15 protein-coding genes and 1 pseudogene are annotated in these 17,532 nt (G+C 73.6%); 9 read left to right on the forward strand and 7 right to left on the reverse strand.

All coding sequences use genetic code 11. From position 1 onward, the window contains the following. The first annotated feature begins 60 nt into the window (after positions 1–60). Positions 61–1,116, forward strand: a complete 1,056-nt coding sequence (locus CRP39_RS22160) for an LLM class flavin-dependent oxidoreductase (protein ID WP_097208558.1) — start codon at positions 61–63, stop codon at positions 1,114–1,116. Between the two features lie 74 nt (positions 1,117–1,190). Here CRP39_RS22160 and CRP39_RS22165 read toward each other — a convergent pair whose 3' ends face one another. After that, entirely contained in the window at positions 1,191–1,733 is a 543-nt protein-coding gene (locus CRP39_RS22165; protein WP_097208559.1) for a single-stranded DNA-binding protein, read from the reverse strand. A gap of 190 nt (positions 1,734–1,923) precedes the next feature. Between CRP39_RS22165 and recD2 the strand changes: the two genes are divergently transcribed. Then, positions 1,924–4,176 (forward strand): SF1B family DNA helicase RecD2, encoded by a 2,253-nt coding sequence (recD2, locus tag CRP39_RS22170; protein ID WP_216359868.1) that lies wholly within the window; start codon positions 1,924–1,926, stop codon positions 4,174–4,176. A gap of 451 nt (positions 4,177–4,627) precedes the next feature. Here the strand turns inward: recD2 and CRP39_RS22175 are convergent, their stop codons facing one another. Together CRP39_RS22175 and CRP39_RS22180 are read right to left on the reverse strand one after the other, a co-directional pair. After that, entirely contained in the window at positions 4,628–4,960 is a 333-nt protein-coding gene (locus CRP39_RS22175; RefSeq protein WP_097208561.1) for a hypothetical protein, read from the reverse strand. Between the two features lie 475 nt (positions 4,961–5,435). Beyond that, a complete protein-coding gene (locus CRP39_RS22180) occupies positions 5,436–5,951 on the reverse strand; it encodes a DUF222 domain-containing protein (RefSeq protein ID WP_245854035.1) in 516 nt (171 codons plus the stop codon). 601 nt (positions 5,952–6,552) lie between these two features. Between CRP39_RS22180 and CRP39_RS22185 the strand changes: the two genes are divergently transcribed. The 3 genes from CRP39_RS22185 to CRP39_RS27825 all read left to right on the forward strand — a co-directional run bounded on the left by CRP39_RS22185 (position 6,553) and on the right by CRP39_RS27825 (position 9,487). Further along, positions 6,553–8,049, forward strand: a complete 1,497-nt coding sequence (locus tag CRP39_RS22185; protein WP_097208562.1) for a DEAD/DEAH box helicase family protein — start codon at positions 6,553–6,555, stop codon at positions 8,047–8,049. Then, complete coding sequence (locus CRP39_RS27820; protein WP_245854036.1) at positions 8,046–9,125, forward strand: PD-(D/E)XK nuclease family protein; 1,080 nt, start codon at positions 8,046–8,048, stop codon at positions 9,123–9,125. Before CRP39_RS22185 ends, CRP39_RS27820 begins: the two co-directional genes overlap by 4 nt. 89 nt (positions 9,126–9,214) lie before the next feature. Next, positions 9,215–9,487 carry a hypothetical protein gene (locus tag CRP39_RS27825; protein WP_245854037.1) on the forward strand — a complete coding sequence of 91 codons (273 nt, stop codon included), beginning with the start codon at positions 9,215–9,217 and terminating at the stop codon, positions 9,485–9,487. A gap of 114 nt (positions 9,488–9,601) precedes the next feature. Here the strand turns inward: CRP39_RS27825 and CRP39_RS28265 are convergent. Continuing rightward, a pseudogene (locus CRP39_RS28265) lies at positions 9,602–9,790 on the reverse strand (amino acid permease C-terminal domain-containing protein); the annotation flags it as partial. Positions 9,791–9,939: 149 nt separating this feature from the next. Between CRP39_RS28265 and CRP39_RS22195 the strand changes: the two are divergent. Further along, a complete protein-coding gene (locus tag CRP39_RS22195) occupies positions 9,940–10,692 on the forward strand; it encodes an HpcH/HpaI aldolase family protein (protein WP_245854038.1) in 753 nt (250 codons plus the stop codon). On the opposite strand, the gene CRP39_RS22200 is transcribed toward CRP39_RS22195, so the two are convergent. Continuing rightward, positions 10,672–12,054 carry an MFS transporter gene (locus CRP39_RS22200; RefSeq protein ID WP_097208565.1) on the reverse strand — a complete coding sequence of 461 codons (1,383 nt, stop codon included), beginning with the start codon at positions 12,052–12,054 and terminating at the stop codon, positions 10,672–10,674. The genes CRP39_RS22195 and CRP39_RS22200 overlap by 21 nt on opposite strands. Before the next feature lie 154 nt (positions 12,055–12,208). Then, positions 12,209–12,910, reverse strand: coding sequence for a maleylpyruvate isomerase family mycothiol-dependent enzyme (locus CRP39_RS22205; RefSeq protein ID WP_097208566.1), 702 nt, complete (start codon positions 12,908–12,910; stop codon positions 12,209–12,211). A gap of 440 nt (positions 12,911–13,350) precedes the next feature. Between CRP39_RS22205 and CRP39_RS22210 the strand changes: the two genes are divergently transcribed. The 3 genes from CRP39_RS22210 to CRP39_RS27045 all read left to right on the forward strand — a co-directional run bounded on the left by CRP39_RS22210 (position 13,351) and on the right by CRP39_RS27045 (position 16,975). After that, positions 13,351–15,495: a DEAD/DEAH box helicase gene (locus tag CRP39_RS22210; RefSeq protein WP_097208567.1), complete on the forward strand. Its 2,145-nt coding sequence runs from the start codon at positions 13,351–13,353 to the stop codon at positions 15,493–15,495. Positions 15,496–15,562: 67 nt separating this feature from the next. Beyond that, complete coding sequence (gene serA, locus CRP39_RS22215; RefSeq protein ID WP_097208568.1) at positions 15,563–16,768, forward strand: phosphoglycerate dehydrogenase; 1,206 nt, start codon at positions 15,563–15,565, stop codon at positions 16,766–16,768. Between the two features lie 39 nt (positions 16,769–16,807). Next, entirely contained in the window at positions 16,808–16,975 is a 168-nt protein-coding gene (locus CRP39_RS27045) for a hypothetical protein (protein ID WP_172442574.1), read from the forward strand. 30 nt (positions 16,976–17,005) lie between these two features. Here the strand turns inward: CRP39_RS27045 and CRP39_RS22220 are convergent, their stop codons facing one another. After that, a complete protein-coding gene (locus CRP39_RS22220) occupies positions 17,006–17,380 on the reverse strand; it encodes an ArsC/Spx/MgsR family protein (RefSeq protein ID WP_097208569.1) in 375 nt (124 codons plus the stop codon). Between the last annotated feature and the right edge of the window lie 152 nt (positions 17,381–17,532).

Below are 17,532 nucleotides of genomic sequence, written 5' to 3' on the forward strand. Positions count from 1 at the left end.
CGTCGGCTCACCCGGGTGGCACACTCCCCGGACCGACCACCGAGGAGTGAGGCAGGGCACATGGCGATCCCGACCTTCGGGCTGTTCGACCACATCGAGGGCATCCCGGGCACGCCCACGCACCGGCTGCTCCGCGACCGGCTCGAGCTCGTCCGGACGGCCGACCAGGCCGGGTTCGCCAGCGTGCACTTCGCCGAGCACCACGGGACGGACCTGTCACTGGCGCCGAACCAGGACCTCGTCGTGGCGGCGGCCTCACAGGTCACCACGGACATCCGGATGGGCCCGATGGTCAAGCTGCTGCCCATGCACCACCCGGTCTCGCTGATCGAGGACATGTGCGTCGTCGACCAGCTCACCGAGGGCCGGCTGGAGTACGGGGTCGGCCGCGGTGCGGTGCCGGCCGAGCACGCGTGGCACGGCAGCAGTCACCGCGACGCCAGGGAGCGCTTCGTCGACACGCTGGGGATCATCGCCGACGCGCTACGCACCGGGGAGATCTCCAGCGAGCACAGCCGCTACCACGACTTCCCGACGATGCCGATGTCGACCAGGCCGTTCCAGGACCACATCCCGTTCTGGTACCCGGGCAACCCGGAGACCGCCGGCCGGTACGGCATGAGCCTGATGTGGCCGGGCCCCATCGACCCGGCGTCGTACGAGACGTACGTGACGAGCTGGGAGGCCCACCGCGGGGAGCGCATCCGCCTGGACGGTCCCGACTCGAAGCCGCAGGTCGCCTGCTCGATGCTGCTGGCGGTGGCGGAACGGGAGGAGGACGCCGTGGCGGTGGCCCGCCGGGGCGCCGACGGCCTGGCCCGGCGGACGGTGTCGGCCCACCGGTTCGACCACGTGGTGATCACCGACGACGAGCGGGACGCCGTGATGGCGCCACTCCAGGCGATCCTCGCGGGCCTGGAGATGTCGATCGGTCTGGGCGCCGGGACGCCGGCGCAGATCACCGAGCGGTTCACCGGCTTCCTGGCGTCCGGGATGGTCGACCGGGTCGTCCTGATGCTGCCCACCGGGGACATGACGCTCGCCGAGGCGCGGCGCTCCCTGGACCTGTTCGTCAGCGAGGTGCAGCCGCAGCTGGAGCTGGCGTCCGTGGCCTGACCCGGACGCCCGGGGCGGCGCGGTCCGCGTGTCGGAGGGCCACCGACGGTGGCCCTCCGACAGGCGGCGGGGGCTCAGAACGGCGGCTCCTCGCTGCCACCGCCGACCGGCGCCGCCCACGGATCGGTCGAGTTCTCGCGCCCGGCCCCGGCGCGGCCGTCGCCGCCGGTCCCGCCCCCACTGGTCCCGCCCCCGTTCATCCCGGCACCACCGAACCCGCCGCCGGCGTGCCCGCCGGGACCGTCCCCCGAGCGGGTGGTCTTGGCGACCGTCGCCGTCGCGTACCGGAGTGACGGGCCGATCTCGTCGACCTCGAGTTCGACCACGGTGCGGTTCTCGCCCTCCTTGGTCTCGTAGGAGCGCTGCTTGAGGCGGCCCTGCGCCATCACCCGCGAGCCGCGGGTCAGCGACTCCGCGACGTTCTCCGCCGCCTGCCGCCACACGCTGCAGCGCAGGAAGAGCGCATCGCCGTCCTTCCACTCCTGGGTCTGGCGGTCCAGGGTGCGTGGGGTGGACGCGATGGTGAAGTTGGCGACCGCCGCGCCCGAGGGCGTCCAGCGCAGCTCGGGGTCGCTGGTCAGGTTGCCGATGACGGTGATGACTGTCTCGCCGGCCATGATCCGGTCCTCCGTGTCGTCGGTGCATCGCTCAGGTGAGCGTCTGGAGGCTAGGGAGACCTGCTGACAGTTCCGTGGCGGCGGCCACGGGCCGCCCGCACGGTCCCCGTCGTCCGGACGACGACGGCGGAGCTGTCCCTGGGGCGTGTGACCATCCGGGAGTGGACGGTCCGGGGGCGAGGTGACGGCAGTGGGCGAGGCGCGCGTGGGCGCGGTCCTGGAGGCGACGCTGGAACGGATCACGTACGCCGACAGCCGGACCGGCTACACCGTCGCCCGGGTGGACACCGGGCGCGGCGGTGACCTGGTCACCGTCGTGGGCTCGCTGCTGGGCGCCCACCCGGGGGAGACGCTGCGGCTGCGCGGACGGTGGGGAGCGCACCCGCAGTACGGTCGCCAGTTCCAGGTCGAGGACTACACCACCGTGCTGCCGGCCACCGTGCAGGGCATCCGCCGCTACCTGGGCTCGGGGTTGGTCAAGGGGATCGGCCCGCGGCTGGCCGAGCGGATCGTGGACCACTTCGGCGCCGACGCGCTGCGGGTGATCGAGGAGGAGCCGGGGCGGCTGGCCGAGGTGCCGAACCTCGGCCCGAAGCGGACCCGGCTGATCACCGCCGCCTGGGAGGAGCAGCGGGCCATCAAGGAGGTGATGGTCTTCCTGCAGGGGGTCGGTGTGTCCACCTCGCTGGCCGTGCGCATCTACCGGCAGTACGGCGACGCCTCGATCGGTGTGGTGCGCCACGAGCCCTACCGGCTGGCCGCGGAGGTGTGGGGCATCGGCTTCCGGACCGCCGACACGATCGCGGCCGCCGTGGGCATCCCGCACGACAGCACGCAGCGGGTGGAGGCGGGGCTGCAGTTCGTGCTCTCCGAGGCCACGGGGCAGGGGCACTGCTTCCTGCCCGAGAGCGAGCTGGTCGCCCGGGCGGTCGAGATCCTGCAGGTGCCGGCCGACCTGGTGGGTCACTGCCTGGCCCTGCTGGTCGCCGAGCAGGGCGTCATCCGCGACGAGCTCCCCGGCGCGGACGGGGAGCCGCCGACGGTGGCGTTCTACCTCGTCCCCTTCCACCGGGCGGAGGTCTCCCTGGCCGCGGCGCTGCGCAGGCTGGCGGCGGCCGACACCGACCGGGTGCCCTCCTTCGCCGGCGTGGACTGGGACGCCGCGCTGACCTGGTTGCACCGGCGGACCGGCGTGCAGCTGGCCGGCGGTCAACGCGAGGCGGTGCGCCTGGCGTTGACCGAGAAGGTCGCCGTCCTCACCGGTGGTCCCGGCTGCGGCAAGAGCTTCACGGTCCGCTCGATCGTCACCCTCGCGGCGGCCACGGGCGCCCGCATCGTGCTGGCCGCCCCCACCGGCCGGGCCGCGAAGCGGCTGACCGAGCTGACCGGGGTCGAGGCGGTCACCGTGCACCGGCTCCTGGAGCTGCGGCCGGGCGGCGACGCCGCCTTCGACAAGGAGCGACCTCTGCAGGCCGACCTGGTCGTGGTCGACGAGTCCTCCATGCTGGACCTGCTGCTGGCCAACAAGCTGGTGCGCGCCGTTCCGCCGGGCGCGCACCTGCTGCTGGTCGGTGACGTCGACCAGCTGCCCTCGGTCGGCGCCGGGCAGGTGCTGCGGGACCTGCTCGCCGACGGCAGCCCGATCCCGCACGTGCGCCTGACGCAGGTCTTCCGGCAGGCCAGCCGGTCGGGGGTGGTGACCAACGCGCACCGGATCAACGCCGGCCGCCCCCCGCAGGTCCGCGGTCTCGACGACTTCTTCCTGTTCAGCACCGACGACGCCGAGGAGGCCGCCCGGCTGACCGTGGACGTCGTGGTGCGCCGGATCCCGGCCCGGTTCGGCCTCGACCCCCGCCGCGACGTCCAGGTCCTGACCCCGGTGCACCGCGGGCCGGCCGGCGCCGCCGCGCTGAACGAGCTGCTGCAGGAGGCGCTCACCCCGGCCCGGCCCGACCGCGCCGAGAAGCGTTTCGGCGGGCGGGTGTTCCGCGTCGGGGACAAGGTCAGCCAGATCCGCAACGACTACGACAAGGGCGCGAACGGGGTGTTCAACGGCACCCAGGGCGTCGTGACCGCCGTCGACGGCGTGGAGCAGACCCTGACCGTGGTCACGGACGAGGGCGAGACCATCGGCTACGACTTCGGCGAGCTCGACGAGCTGGTGCACGCCTACGCCGTCACCGTCCACCGCTCCCAGGGCAGCGAGTACCCCTGCGTCGTCGTCCCGCTGACCACCAGCGCGTGGATGATGCTGCAGCGCAACCTGCTCTACACCGCCGTCACCCGCGCCAAGCAGCTCGTCGTCCTCGTCGGCTCGCCGCGGGCGCTCGCCCAGGCCGTGCGGGCCGACGGCTCCGGCCGCCGCCACACCGCCCTCGCGCACCGCCTCCGCGGCGGACGGCGCGCGCCCGATCTCGCGCCGCCCGTGCCGGCCGCCGTCTGATCGGGGCGCGACTGGCTGGGCACGACCCGCGTGTCCTCAAGGCCTCGTCGAAGGTCAGCTCGCGCTGCCCCGGCCCGCTGATGGACCGGCAACAGGCTCAGATGCGGCAGCGAGGGCATCGACTCGGCCGTCAACAGAGCGTCGACGAGCTCCAACTGCGCGTCTCCGCGCCTCCCCAGACAGCCGAACGCCTCGTCACGGAAGCTCCGCAGCCCCGCAAACAGCCAGGCTCTGGTCAGGACCATCGGTCGGACACACACTGTCCATCGCGGCCACCGCCGTTGCTTCGAAGCGTCGCGACTCCGAAGGACCCATCGGTGGCCGCGCTCGTGTCAGCCCCGGATCACGCCAGTGCAACTCCCGGGTGCCTCGGGGTTGAAAGGCGAGCTGAGAGAGCACGGCGCTCTTTCTCGTGGGCTCCGTCCTGCGGCACCACCGGACGGCCGATGCGTCAACTGCCCGCAGCGTCCCTGCGGCCTGCGGCCGGTGAACTCGTCCGAGTGGTGGCCAGAATGCTCGCCAGCCCGCCGATCGCCGGACCGACGAGTGCGGTCAGCGCGGCGAGGTTGCTGGCTTCGGCCCTCAGGGCGATGAGCCCGATGATGCCAGCAAGCCCCAGCAGGGCGCAGGCGCCGAGCAGGTGGATCACGGCGGAGACAATCGGGCGTTCCATTGTCGACTCCTCGACGGGAGGCGACTGCCGCGAAGACCCCGTCTCCGCTCGCGGCTGCCCTGCGGCTACGCCAGGCTGGGCGGTGATGGTCGGGTCGGCGGTGGTCGTCATGTCGGACCTTCCTGAACCGGATGCTCCACGATCTGGCCTGTCCCGGACGCCCCGGCAACGGCCTGCCACAAATCTGGAGCACCGCCCGCGCGGTCAGTAGCCACCCTGGGTGATGAGAATCACCACCTGTGGGTCGACGGTTCACACCTGCGGTGCCCGACGAACGCAAGTGCGGCCCGCCCGGTGCCACTCCTGTCGACTGTCAGCTGTCCCATGGGCTGCCTCAAGGGACGTGGGTGGTGACACGCACGATCCGCCGATCGTGTCCCCGTTGCCTGGACCGCGGGGCCGCGCGGTGCGGCGTCCAGCGGCCGGCCTTGCGGGCCCAGACGGAGCGGACAGCGGCCCTTGGCTCCGGGCTGCCGTGCTCCCGCGGTGTCGATGCCAGGACGCATCTGGGCCTGGCGGCGTGCATGGAGACGCGTGGGGTCTCGTCGACATGTCGACGAGCCGACAACTCCACTCCGTCTTCAGGTCAGAACGGTGGCGGGTCGTCGCCGTGGGGTGACGACTCGGTCGTCGGTGGCTCGGGCACGGGATGTCGGAGGCCGGGTGGTCGCAGGCCGGGTGGGCGGGTGGTGCGGGTGATCCCCGACGGATTGGTGACGTGGAGCGTGCCGTCGTCGTCCATCACGAAACGCCACCCGCGGGCCAGGGTCTTCAGCCGGTGGTGGCCACGGCACGCGTCCACGGCGTCGGCGTCCAGCTCCAGGAGCAGCGCCAGCGCCCGGCGGCGCAACCGCCCGGTGGACAACTGCGTGGCCTCGGGCAGCAGCCGGGCCTCGATCTGGCGGGCGACCCGGGGTGAGGTGTGGGCCAGCACGTCGGCGAGCACCTTGGCCCGCGGCTCGTCGAGGCCGCCGGCGGCCATCGCCGACCACGTGGCGGGCAGGTGCTCGCGGTGGACCCACGCGCGTTGCGCCAGGTGGGAGGCGGTGCCACGTCCACAGTTCCGCACCACCGCCAACTCGGCGGGGAAGAACTCCGACACCCCGGGCAGCTCCGGATCCGGGGCCCAGGAGCCCTTCCGCGCGCCGGGGAGCCCGGCGCGGGGTCGAGGGGGTCCGGGGTGTCATCGGCCAGGGCCATGACGAGTTCGGCCTCGTAGGCGGCGTCCATGGCCCGTCGGACCTGCACCCGCTGCAACTCGGCGGCCTTCTGCTCCCGGGACAGCAGGGCGACGGGCAGCCCGCGGTCGGGCAGCGGCTGGGTGTGGGCCCAGTCGAGCAGCAGCCCCTCCACCGACTGCCGGCCCCGATCCGCTCCATGCGCAGAACGTACGGGCGGGATCTGACAGTTCTCGCGCCTGACCAGGCACGTTGCGGACCAGGTCCGGGTGGCGACGGGCGGCTGCAACGGTGGGCCTGGGCCGAACCGGTGCAGCGCCCGGTGATCCGGGGGCAGCGCCCGCCCTGCCGTCGGTGGTGGCGTGCGATTACGCCGACAGCGAACGGCCGACACGCCGGTCGGCGCCGCGACCTGCGATTTCTGCCGTGACGCCTCCAGGTGCTTGCGCAGAGGCCGCCGGATGTGTCAGCACCCGTTCCTAGGTTCCGAGGCGACATCTTCCCCGTGTCGACAAGGAGTCCCCCATGGCCCTCTCCGGCCTCAAGACCCGCAAGCCCACCGGTCGCGTCCCGTGGCCGTGCATCCTCCTCGAGGGCGACGAGAAGGCGGGAAAGAGCTGGTCGCTGGCCCAGTTCAGCGCCAGTGACAAGATCGGCGCGCTGTACTGGATCGACCTCAACGAGGGCGCCGGCGACGAGTACGGCGCCATCCCCGGCGCGAACTACCAGATCATCGAGCACGACGGCTCCTACGCCCAGGTGCTGACCGCCGTCCAGGCGGTGAAGGCCCAGGCGCGTCGCGCGGCCGACGCCGGCGAGCCGCCGCTCGTGCTCGGCATCGACACCGGCTCGGCCATCTGGGACGGCCTGAAGGACTGGGCCAGCGACCGGGCGGCGAAGTCGGCCCGCAACCGCGAGCTGCTCAAGCGCGACCCCAACGCCGAGATCACCATCAGCCAGAACCTGTGGAACGACGCCGGCGCCCGCTGGCGCAAGCTGCAGACCGAGCTGCTCACCTTCCCGGGCATCGTCGTGGTGACCGCCCGCGGCAAGGAGGTCACCGAGGTCGACGCCAACGGCCGCCCGATCGAGGGGCAGAAGACCTGGTCGGTGCAGACCCACCGGGAGTTCCCGTACGCGGCCAGCGTGTGGGTGCGGCTGCGCCGCGGGCGGCGGCCGCTGATCGTCGGCGCGCGCAGCGTGCACGTCGGGATCAAGCCCAACACCGACCCGGCCAAGGAGGTCACCGACCCGGCGGCGACCGGCCGGCTGCTGGAGTGGCTGGTCTTCGACGCCCTGAAGTGCGACCCGGGGACGGCGCACGTCCGCGACCTCGTCTCCTTCCACGGCGGCGGGCTGCTCGACCACGAGCGGACCGAGGAGGTCCCGGCCGGCCGGCCGGACACCCGTCCCGCCCCCCGGCCCGGCGGACGGCCAGAGCCTGACGTCGCCGACCTGGTCGCCCGCATCGGCGACGCCGCGGACGACGACGAGCTGCGCGAGATCTGGACGGAGGCCGACCACGGCGCACTGCTCCAGGCGGACGTGCCGACCCCCAGCGGGTCGTTCAGCGTCGCCGAGCTGATCCGGGCCCGCCACGAGGAGTTCGTCGAGGCGTCGATGCAGGCCCACCCCGCCGGTCGTCGCCGGCCGGCGGCCGGGCGGGCGTCCGACGCCGCGGTGGAGCCAGCGGCCGCCGCGTCGGCCACCGGTGGGGCGCCGGCCCCGTCGGCCCCCGCTGCGGCAGCCCCGTCCGCCGCCACCGGTGGGATGGTCGCGCCGGCGAACCCGCTGCTGGAGGCCTCGCCGACCCCGGACGACCCGCGCGAGCGCCGGCTCACCGCAGCCCGCCGGGGCGTGCTCGCCAGCCTGGAGAGCCTGGGCGTGACCGCGGAGCAGATCGGTGCCCGGTTCGGCCGGCCGGTCGAGCACGTGGCGACCAGGCGGCTGACCGCTCTCGTCCGCGAGGCGATCGCCGTCCAGCGGGCCGGCCTCGCCGGGCAGCAGGAGATCGTCGCGTGACAGCGGTCCTACCGGCCCGGCCCACGGGGGCCACGGTCCTGCCCGCCCGCCCCAGCGCGGCCGAGCGACGGGCCGCTCCGAGCCTGGCCGCCGCGGTCCGTGACCTCGACGGTCGGCGGGCCCGCGCCCGCCAGCGGATGATCGGCGCCTCCGAGCTGGGCGAGTGCCGGCGCCGGGCGGCCTACCGGGTCGCCCGGCGCCGGCCGACCAACACCCACACCGGGCTGCAGGCCTTCCTCGGCACCGAGCTGCACCGCGGCGTGCTGCGCGTCCTGCGCCGCCAGTACGGCGGGCTGACCGAGGTCGGGCTGAGGGGCGAGCAGGTCAAGGGCCGCTGCGACTGGTGGCACGCCCCGGTCGTGGAGGACCTCAAGACCACGTCCCGGTTCGGGTTCGAGCGGGTGCTCACGCGTGGCGTGCCGACCAAGCACTGGTTCCAGGTCGCCGTCTACGCCTGGCTGCTGCGCACCGGGCAGGTCCACGACCGGCGGCTCCCGGCCGGCACCGGGCAGGAGGTCGACGGCCTGCGCATCCGCTACCTGTCCCGCGACTCCGGCGAGGACGTCGTCATCGAGGCCGACCACGACCCGGCGCTGACCGCCGAGGCGATCCTGTGGCTCACCGACGTCTACGCCACCGTGGAGGACGAGGGGGTCGACGCCGTCCCCCGCGACGGGTTCGGCCCGGGCGTGGACAGCATGTGCGACTGGTGCCCCTTCCTGGACCTGTGCTGGGGCCCGCCCGTGGACCCGGAGACCGAGGGTGAGGTCTCCCGCCAGTCCCGCCTGACCGTCACCGACGAGGACTACGTCGACGCCGTCCACGACTACGACACCTGGCGGGCCGCGGAGAACGAGGCCAGGCGTCAGAAGGAGTTCGCGCGGGAGCGGCTGAGAGGCCGGTCCGGGCCGGCAGACGACCTCTACTGCGAGTGGTCCGGTGGCGGCCTGCGCACGCAGGTGGACAAGGACGCCGCGGTCGAGCGCCTGACGGAGCTGGGCGAGGTCGTGCCGACCCGGAGGACCCGCAGCCCGCAGGCCATCCGGGTGACGAAGAACGTGACCCGCCCGGACTGACCACCCGGCAGGCCCGGAGTCGTCGGACGCACCATGCACAATCGAACGTGCGTTCGAGTGAGTCCACCACCGAAGTCCAGGAGGTCCCGGTGACCACCGTCGCCACGTCCCACCTGCCCGCCGGGGAACCGGTCCTGACCACCAGCGTCGTCGGCACGGACTTCGGGCTCCCGCTCGTCCGCCCGACCCGGACCAGGCGGGGGAGCGAGGTGCGGGTCGTGCGCTCGCGCTGCCGGGCCCACGGGGGAGTCGTGGTCTGGTTCACCGACGGCACCAAGACGCCGCCCCTGCACGGCCGCACGGCCTGGGTCCTCGCCGAGCCGGGTCCCGACGAGCCCACGGCCGCGCGCGGGGTGGCGTGACCCGGGGCGGCTCCGGCGCTCACCCGCCGTCCGTGGTGGTGGCGCCTCCCCGGCGGAACGGGTCGGCTGCCGCTGGTGGAGAGGGCTGTCGGGGTTCAGCAGCGAGTGCTTGCGGCGGTGGATGGCGTAGAGGACGAGCCCGATGAGCAGCCAGATGCCGAAGCGCAGCCAGGTCTCCCAGCGCAACTGCAGGATGAGGACGATCTTGATGGCCATGGCCACGGCCACGAGCTCGAAAGGCCGAAGGTCTTCGTGCCGCGGCTGTCGGGCCACGGGTCGTGACGGAGGTCGGTGCGAACTCATCGGAACAGCCCCGGCCGGGGGCCGCCCGGCCGTCCGGCGCCCTCGCGGACTCCGTCGATGCGGCAGGATCGCGTGGCGAGGTCCAGGGTCGGTGTCCGACCACGCCGCATTCCCGGGAGCCCTCGGAGAGGACGTGTCCTGGGATGGCGATGAGCGAGGTCGACCTGCGACGGCGGTGGTCCGCGGGACAGCCGTGCCACGGCCTGTGGAACATGCTGCCGGGAGCGGTGACCGGCGAGGTCCTGGCGCGGACCGGCGCCGACTTCGTCGTCGTCGACCTGCAGCACGGCGCCACGGCCGAGGCGGGGCTGCCGGCGGTCACGGCGGCGATCACCGCTGCCGGTTCGGTGCCGCTCGTCCGCACCCGCAGCCCGTCGTTCGCCGACGTGGGCCGCCCGTTGGACCTGGGCGCCCGCGGCGTTCTCGTGCCCAACGTGCGCGACGCGGTCCATGCCCGGGAGGTGGTCGCCGCCACCCGGTACGCCCCGGCCGGTGGGCGGTCGATCGGACGGCTCTCCGGCGGGGCCGACGAGCCGCTGGTGATCGTGATGGTGGAGACCGCGAGCGCGCTCGAGGACCTCGACGCGCTCCTCGTCGTGGACGGGGTGGACGGGTTGTACGTCGGTCCCGGCGACCTCGCGCTGTCCCTCGGGCTGACCGGCGCCGACCGGCGGGCCGAGCTCCGCAGCGTCCTGTCCTCGATCCTCGCCCGTGCCGGCGCCGCCGGGGTGCCCGTGGGCGTGCACGCCTACAGCGGCGAGGAGGCCGCCGGGTACACCGCCGAGGGGGGCACGATCAGCACGGTCGCCGTGGACGTCGTCGCTCTGGGCGACGTCATGGCGCATCACCTCGGCCTCGGCCGCGGCGGCAGGCCGTCACGGTCAGGGCCCGAGCCGGCGTGACTCGTCCGGGTGCTCCCGCAGGTACTGCTCGTGCGCCTCGGGCACCCGCAGGTTGTTGCCCCTCGTCTCGCCGGCGGCCGTCACCGCCGCGAAGGAGATGACGCACAGCACCATGATGTAGATGCCGATCGACCCCGACCACCCGGTCGACTGCAGGAGGACCTCGGCGATGAGGGGGGCGAAGGCGCCGCCGAGGATCGCGCCCAGGGCGTAGCCGATGGAGACGCCGGAGTACCGGACGGCGACGGGGAACATCTCCGCGTACATGGCCGACATCGGCCCGTAGGACAGGCCCAACCCGACGGTGAGCAGGAACAACGCGAGCCCGTACAGCCAGATGTTGCGGGTGTCGATGAGCAGGAACAGCGGGATCATCCAGACGAACACCAGCGCGTAGCCGATCTGGAAGGTGCGCACCCGGCCGATCCGGTCCGACAACGCGCCGCCGTACATGGTGAAGGCCAGCCAGCCGAACGAGGCCAGCGTGGTCGCCAGCAGCACCGACTCCCGGGGCATCCCCAGGGCCCCGCTCGCGTAGGCGATGAAGAAGGCGATGAGCAGGTAGCCCGCGGCGTTGTTCGCGATGAAGATCAGCGCGGCGAGGACCACCTCCCTGGTGTTGGTCCGGAAGAGGTCGCGCAGCGGTGCCGAGGACTCCTTCCTGCGCAGCCGCATCTCCTCGAAGACGGGGCTCTCCTCGACGGCTCGGCGGATCAGGTAGCCGATCACGATCAGGACGACGGAGAACAGGAACGGGATCCGCCAGCCCCAGGACTCGAACTGCTCCGGGGTGGTCACCGTGCTCAGGACCCACAGCACGCCGGTCGCGAGGATCATCCCGATCGGGACGCCGATCTGCGGATAGGCGCCGAAGAGGCCGCGGCGGTGGACCGGCGCGTGCTCGACCGACATCAGCGCCGCGCCGCCCCACTCGCCGCCGGCCGAGAAGCCCTGCAGGACGCGGAGCAGGATCAGCAGCGCCGGTGCGGCGACGCCGATCGCGTCATAGGTGGGCAGCAGGCCGATCAGGGCCGTGGAGGCACCCATCAGCACCAGGGTGAAGACCAGCATCCGCTTGCGGCCCAGCCGGTCGCCGAAGCGCCCGGCGACGATCGCGCCCAGCGGCCGGAAGAGGAAGCTGATCCCGATGGTGGCCAGCGAGAGGATCGTGGCCAGCCCGGGGGAGTCCTCGCTGACCGGCGCGAGGAAGAGGGGCGCCAGCACCAGGCCCGCGGCCTGGGCATAGATGAAGAAGTCGTACCACTCGATGGTGGTGCCGGCGAGCGTGGCGGCGAGGACCTTGCGTTCCTCGGAGGTCGTCCGCTCGCGCCCGGCGGGTGCAGTGACCGATCGTCCGGACATCGCGCACCTGGCCCATCTTGTGCCGCGCCGGAACTGACCGGTGCGGTCGGTCGTGGAGCGCCGAAACTACCCAGGAGTGAGGCCGGTCACAATCGGCGGGGTCTCTCGTTCCGGCCGTGACGGTCCGCCGTGCGCCGCACCGGCAGCGCGAGCGTCAGCGGGCTGCGCGGCCCGGGCTGCGTTCCGTGGCCCGGGGCCGGGTCCCGTCGTCCGGGCGGGCGCATCGGGAGCGGATCGTCGGGACGCCGGGACCGCTGAGGTCGTCGCAGTACTCCCGCCGCCCGGCCATGGCCATGACCAGCGCCACCGTCGGGCCGCTGACGAGCGGGCCGGTCCCGGTTCCGAAGGGCCTGTCGGTTGCCTCCAGCCGCAGGCCCGCGATCGCGCTGCGGCTCGGCACGGTGAAGTCACGGCGGGCGTAGAAGGAGGCCACCGCGGTGGCGGCGGCCACGTCCGGTGTGCGCGCGAGCCCGAGGGGACGGCGGATGTCCTGGGCGTGCACGACCACCTCGCCCAGCCAGGCAGCGGTGTGACCGGACGCCGCCGTGGTGCTCGTGAGCGTCCGCCGGAAGCGGTCGAGGGTCTCCGCGGGCGAGCTCCCCCGGTGCTCGGCCAGCCGGCGCTCGTTGTGCCGGTCGAAGTCGAACCGGGCGCCGAGGACGCTGGCGATCCAGCGCCACCTGCCGGTGCTCGCCGCCGCCGTGAGGTGGGCGACGACCTCTTCGACCATCCACCGTCCGCACAGCGACTGCTGCCCCCACTGGGCGTCCTCGAGACCCGCGAGGTCCTCGGCCAGGGCGGCGCGCTCGGCATGGGCGGCCGCCCACAGGGCCGCACGGGACACGGCGTCGGACATCGGGACCTCCGGAACGGGTGGCACGGACACCGGTGAGGACTGCATGGCGGCGCCGGACTCATCGGTCCGCCACGAGTGCTCGCCGTCGGTCCGGCGGCGGAGGAGGACAGCGCGGTGCCGGCGGCCGGGAATCCTGCCGCCCCGCACGCGTTGACAGGGACGGAGTGCCAACGAGGCGACCGGGATCGATCGTCCGGCGTCGGCGTCCTGGTCCGTGTCCACCGACCCGTACCCGGCAGCTGCGGTTCGCTTCTGAGAGGCTGCGGGGGCCCCGCGGCGTCGATCCTCGGAGATCCACCGGCCGGCTGGGCGTCCGGAGGACCAGGTCCTCCCGCTCGGGGCGTTCCTCGCCCCGTCCGCGGGTGTGTGCGGCATGTTGCCGCGGCCACCGTGGCCGTGCTGTCGCGGCCACTGTGGCCGGCATTGCAGAGGAGGAGTCTGTGGCTCGACCAGGCCAGCGCCAGGCAGGCGCTCGCCGTAGCGCCCCGCGGAGCCAGCGACGGGCCCGCACCCGCGACGACGTCGTCTCGGTGCTCGCCCGGGCCGTCCGTGAGGTCGAGGCGGCCGCCCAGCGCGGCCGCGTGACGCCTGCCGTGCGCACCAAGTTCCAGGCCGTCGCCCTGCTGCTGCGGGACGAGCGGGCCCGCGTCCAGGCCGCGACGAACGGCAGCGACGGTCACCGGGCCGAGCAGCTCAAGCGGCTGGACGGCATCGCGACCATCCTCGCGACGACCGCCGTGCGGGACGCCGGCCTGCTGGCGCTGCTCGCCGAGGACGCCGTCGCCTCCGACGCGGCCCGCGCGCTCAAGCGGGACATCCTGAAGTCGGTCGGTGTCGAGCCGGCCCCCGAGGAGGTCCCGCCGGCGGAGAGCCCGGCCGCGCCGGCCACCCTGGAGCGCCGCGTCGTGCCGCAGTCGGTGATCTCCCGGCAGCTGGCCAACCCGTTCCTGGCCCCCGACTTCTCCGCCGCTCCACAGCGCGCGCCCCGCCCGCGTCGCCTGGCCGGCTGGGAGCTGATGGCGCCACTGCTCAGCTCCTTCGAGCGCGCCGGCAGCGGAGCCCCGGCGTGCATGGACCTGCCCTTCCCGACCAGCCGCTTCACCCCGGCGGGGTCGGAGTTGATGCCGCACCAGGCCCAGCTGGTCGCCGCGGCCGCGGCCGGCCACCGCACCTTCCTGCTCGCCGACGAGCCGGGCCTGGGCAAGACGGCCCAGTCGTTGCTCGCCGCCGAGGCGGCGGACGCCTACCCGCTGCTCGTGGTCGTGCCGAACGTCGTCAAGACCAACTGGGCCCGCGAGGCCGGCCGCTGGACGCCGCACCGCGCGGCCACCGTGGTCCAGGGCAACGGGGACACGATCGACGGCTTCGCCGACATCGTCGTCGTCAACTACGAGGTGCTCGACCGCCACGTCGGCTGGCTCGGCGACTTCGGCTTCCGCGGGATGGTCGTCGACGAGGCCCACTTCATCAAGAACAAGACCTCGCAGCGGTCGCAGCACGTGCTGGAGCTGTCCGAGCGGGTCCGGGCCCGGGTTCCGCGGCCGCTGCTGATGGCCCTCACCGGCACGCCGCTGATCAACGACATCGACGACTTCCGGGCCATCTGGCAGTTCCTCGGCTGGATCGACGAGACCGGACCGCGCGGCGAGCTCATGGACGCGCTCGAGGACACCGGTCTGACGCCCGCCGACCCCGGCTTCTACGCCGCCGCCCGGCGCTGCGTGATCGACCTCGGGATCGTCCGCCGGCGCAAGGTCGACGTCGCCGCCGACATCCCCGCCCGCCGCATCGCCGACCTCCCGGTCGAGCTCGACGGGCCCGCCGGCCGGTCGATCCGGGCGGCCGAGCGGGAGCTCGCCCGCCGGATGGTGGCGCGGTACGAGACCGCGCTCGCGGCCCGGGAGTCCGCGACCGTCGTCGAGGGCATCGACCACGACCTGGTGCGCCGGGTGGCCCGGTGGGAGCTCAAGGACGCCACCACCGCGCAGGCCGGCGAGAACGTGTTCAGCATGATGCGGCGCATCGGCCAGGCGAAGGCCGGGCTCGCCGCGGACTACGCGGCGCAGCTGGCGCGCAGCGCCGGCAAGGTCGTCTTCTTCGCCAAGCACGTCGACGTGATGGACGCCGCCGAGCAGACCTTCACCCGCCAGGGCGTCCGGTTCTCCTCGATCCGCGGCGACCAGACGCCCGCGTCGCGGCAGCGGAACATCGACGCCTTCACGAGCGACCCGGACGTCGCGGTCGCGGTCTGCTCGCTGACCGCCGCCGGCGTGGGCCTGAACCTGCAGGTCGCCTCCAACATCGTGCTCGCCGAGCTGTCCTGGACCGACGCGGAGCAGACCCAGGCCATCGACCGCAGCCACCGCATCGGGCAGACCGAGCCGGTCACCGCGTGGCGCATCATCGCCGCGCAGACCATCGACGCCCGGATCGCCGAGCTCATCGACAGCAAGGCGGGACTCGCCGCCCGTGCGCTCGACGGGTCCGACGAGGAGGTCTCCTCGTCGGCGGACGTACAGCTCGAGGCACTGGTCACGCTGCTGACCGACGCACTGTCGGCCGTGCCGCAGCCAGGCGCGGCCTGACCGACGGCGCTCCTGCCCTGACTGCGAGGATCGGCGGGAACGCGCTTCTCGAGGGGACGGGTCGGACATGCCCAGAGCTCTGTTGCTGGAGAACATCGACCCGGTGGCTGTGGAGACGCTGTCCGCGGCCGGGTACGAGGTGGAGTCGGTGCGGGGAGCGCTGGACGAGGCCGACCTGATCGCCGCGCTGGACGGCGTCCACCTGCTGGGCATCCGGTCGAAGACGCAGGTGAGCGCCTCCGCGCTGGAGCGGCATCCGGGGCTGGCGGCGGTGGGGGCCTTCTGCATCGGCACCAACCAGATCGACCTGGGCGCGGCGGCCGCGGCCGGGGTGGCGGTGTTCAACGCGCCGTACTCCAACACCCGCAGCGTGGTGGAGCTGGCGATCGCGGAGATCATCAGCCTGGCGCGGCGGCTGAACGACCGGGACCGCGCGCTGCACGCCGGGATCTGGGACAAGTCGGCGACCGGGAGCCACGAGATCCGCGGGCGGACGCTGGGCATCGTCGGCTACGGCAACATCGGCAGCCAGCTGTCGGTGCTGGCCGAGGCCCTGGGCATGCGGGTGCTGTTCTACGACCTCGAGGACAAGCTCGCCCTGGGCAACGCGCAGGCCTGCGGCAGCCTGGACGAGCTCCTGGAGCGGGCGGAGACGGTCACGCTGCACGTCGACGGGCGGGCCGGCAACGCGGGGCTGTTCGGCGCGCAGCAGTTCGCTCGGATGCGGCCGCGCAGCCTGTTCCTCAACCTCTCCCGTGGGTTCGTCGTCGACCACGAGGCGCTGCGCGAGCACGTCCTCAGCGGCCACATCGCCGGCGCGGCGGTCGACGTGTTCCCCGACGAGCCGCGGGAGCAGGGCGACCCGTTCGACTCGGTGCTGCGCGGGCTGCCCAACGTCATCCTGACCCCACACGTCGGCGGGTCCACCCAGGAGGCCCAGTACGACATCGGGCGGTTCGTCGCCGGCAAGCTGGCCGACTACGCCCGCACCGGGACGACGACGCTGAGTGTGAACCTGCCCGCGGTGGCGCTGCACGGGTCCTCGGCGGCCCGCTTCGCGCTGCTGCACCGCAACGTGCCGGGCGTCCTCGCGCGCGTCGACGCGCTGGTCGGCGAGCACGGCCTCAACGTCGACGGCCAGGTCCTGGCCACCCGCGGAGAACTCGGCTACGTCGTCACCGACGTCAACGGCGGCCTGCCCCCAGCCCTGCTGACCGCGCTCGAGGCGCTCCCCGAGACCGTCCGCCTGACGACGTTCCCCCGGTACCGCTGAGCCGGCTGGAGATCGTCGGTCCGCCGCCACGCCGCCGCCGTGCTGGTCGGCGTTGGCGACGACCTCGGTGACGGCCAGCAGCATGTCGAGGACCCGCGGACCGGGGACGTGCTCGGCGGCCATCGCCCGGACCAGGCGCTCGCGGAGCGCGTCGATGTCGCCGTCCACCGGGATGAGCCGCAGAACGGCGTCATCACGTTCGGGTGAGGGGCGCGCCGCGCGGTCAGGACCGGTGGGTCACGGTTCCCCGGCCGGACGCCGCGTGGTCGCGACCACCTCGGTGAGGGTCTCGTCGTCCCGGGCCACCCACGCCCGGCCGTCGTCGGTGAGGACCAGCGGACGCTGGATGAGCCGCGGGTGCTCGGCCAGCACCCGGATCCACGCGTCAGCGTCCCTGGTCATGCCCCTCAGCCCGAGCTCGCGGGCGAGCGGTTCGGACATCCTGGTGACGTCCCACGGCTCGAGGCCGAGCGCGGACAGCGCGGCCCGCAGCTCCGCCTCGCTCGGCGGGTCGTCGAGGTAGCGGCGGAGCGTGTACTCCACGCCCGCCTCGTCGAGGCGGTCCCGCGCGGTGCGGCACTTGGAGCACGACGGGTTGAACCAGACCTCCACGCGTGAACCCTCGCACACGGCGCCCCGCGCGGCGGTCATCCGACGACCGGGAGCCGCGCGGGAACCCCGTGACATCCGGGCCGGCGCGGGCCAGCATCTGGCCAGACGTGCACGGGGGAAGGCCCAGTCAGAGGCTGTTGGGCGGGGGTGGC

It is taken from the genome of Geodermatophilus sabuli (genome assembly GCF_900215145.1).
Lineage (GTDB): Bacteria > Actinomycetota > Actinomycetes > Mycobacteriales > Geodermatophilaceae > Geodermatophilus > Geodermatophilus sabuli.

Coding starts and splice junctions, on each gene's coding strand:
- CRP39_RS22160 (WP_097208558.1), top strand. CDS start 61: ATGGCGATCCCGACCTTCGGGCTGTTCGACCACATCGAGGGCATCCCG.
- CRP39_RS22165 (WP_097208559.1), bottom strand. CDS start 1,733: ATGGCCGGCGAGACAGTCATCACCGTCATCGGCAACCTGACCAGCGAC.
- CRP39_RS22175 (WP_097208561.1), bottom strand. CDS start 4,960: ATGACGACCACCGCCGACCCGACCATCACCGCCCAGCCTGGCGTAGCC.
- CRP39_RS22185 (WP_097208562.1), top strand. CDS start 6,553: ATGGCCCTCTCCGGCCTCAAGACCCGCAAGCCCACCGGTCGCGTCCCG.
- CRP39_RS22195 (WP_245854038.1), top strand. CDS start 9,940: ATGAGCGAGGTCGACCTGCGACGGCGGTGGTCCGCGGGACAGCCGTGC.
- CRP39_RS22200 (WP_097208565.1), bottom strand. CDS start 12,054: ATGTCCGGACGATCGGTCACTGCACCCGCCGGGCGCGAGCGGACGACC.
- CRP39_RS22205 (WP_097208566.1), bottom strand. CDS start 12,910: ATGTCCGACGCCGTGTCCCGTGCGGCCCTGTGGGCGGCCGCCCATGCC.
- serA (WP_097208568.1), top strand. CDS start 15,563: ATGCCCAGAGCTCTGTTGCTGGAGAACATCGACCCGGTGGCTGTGGAG.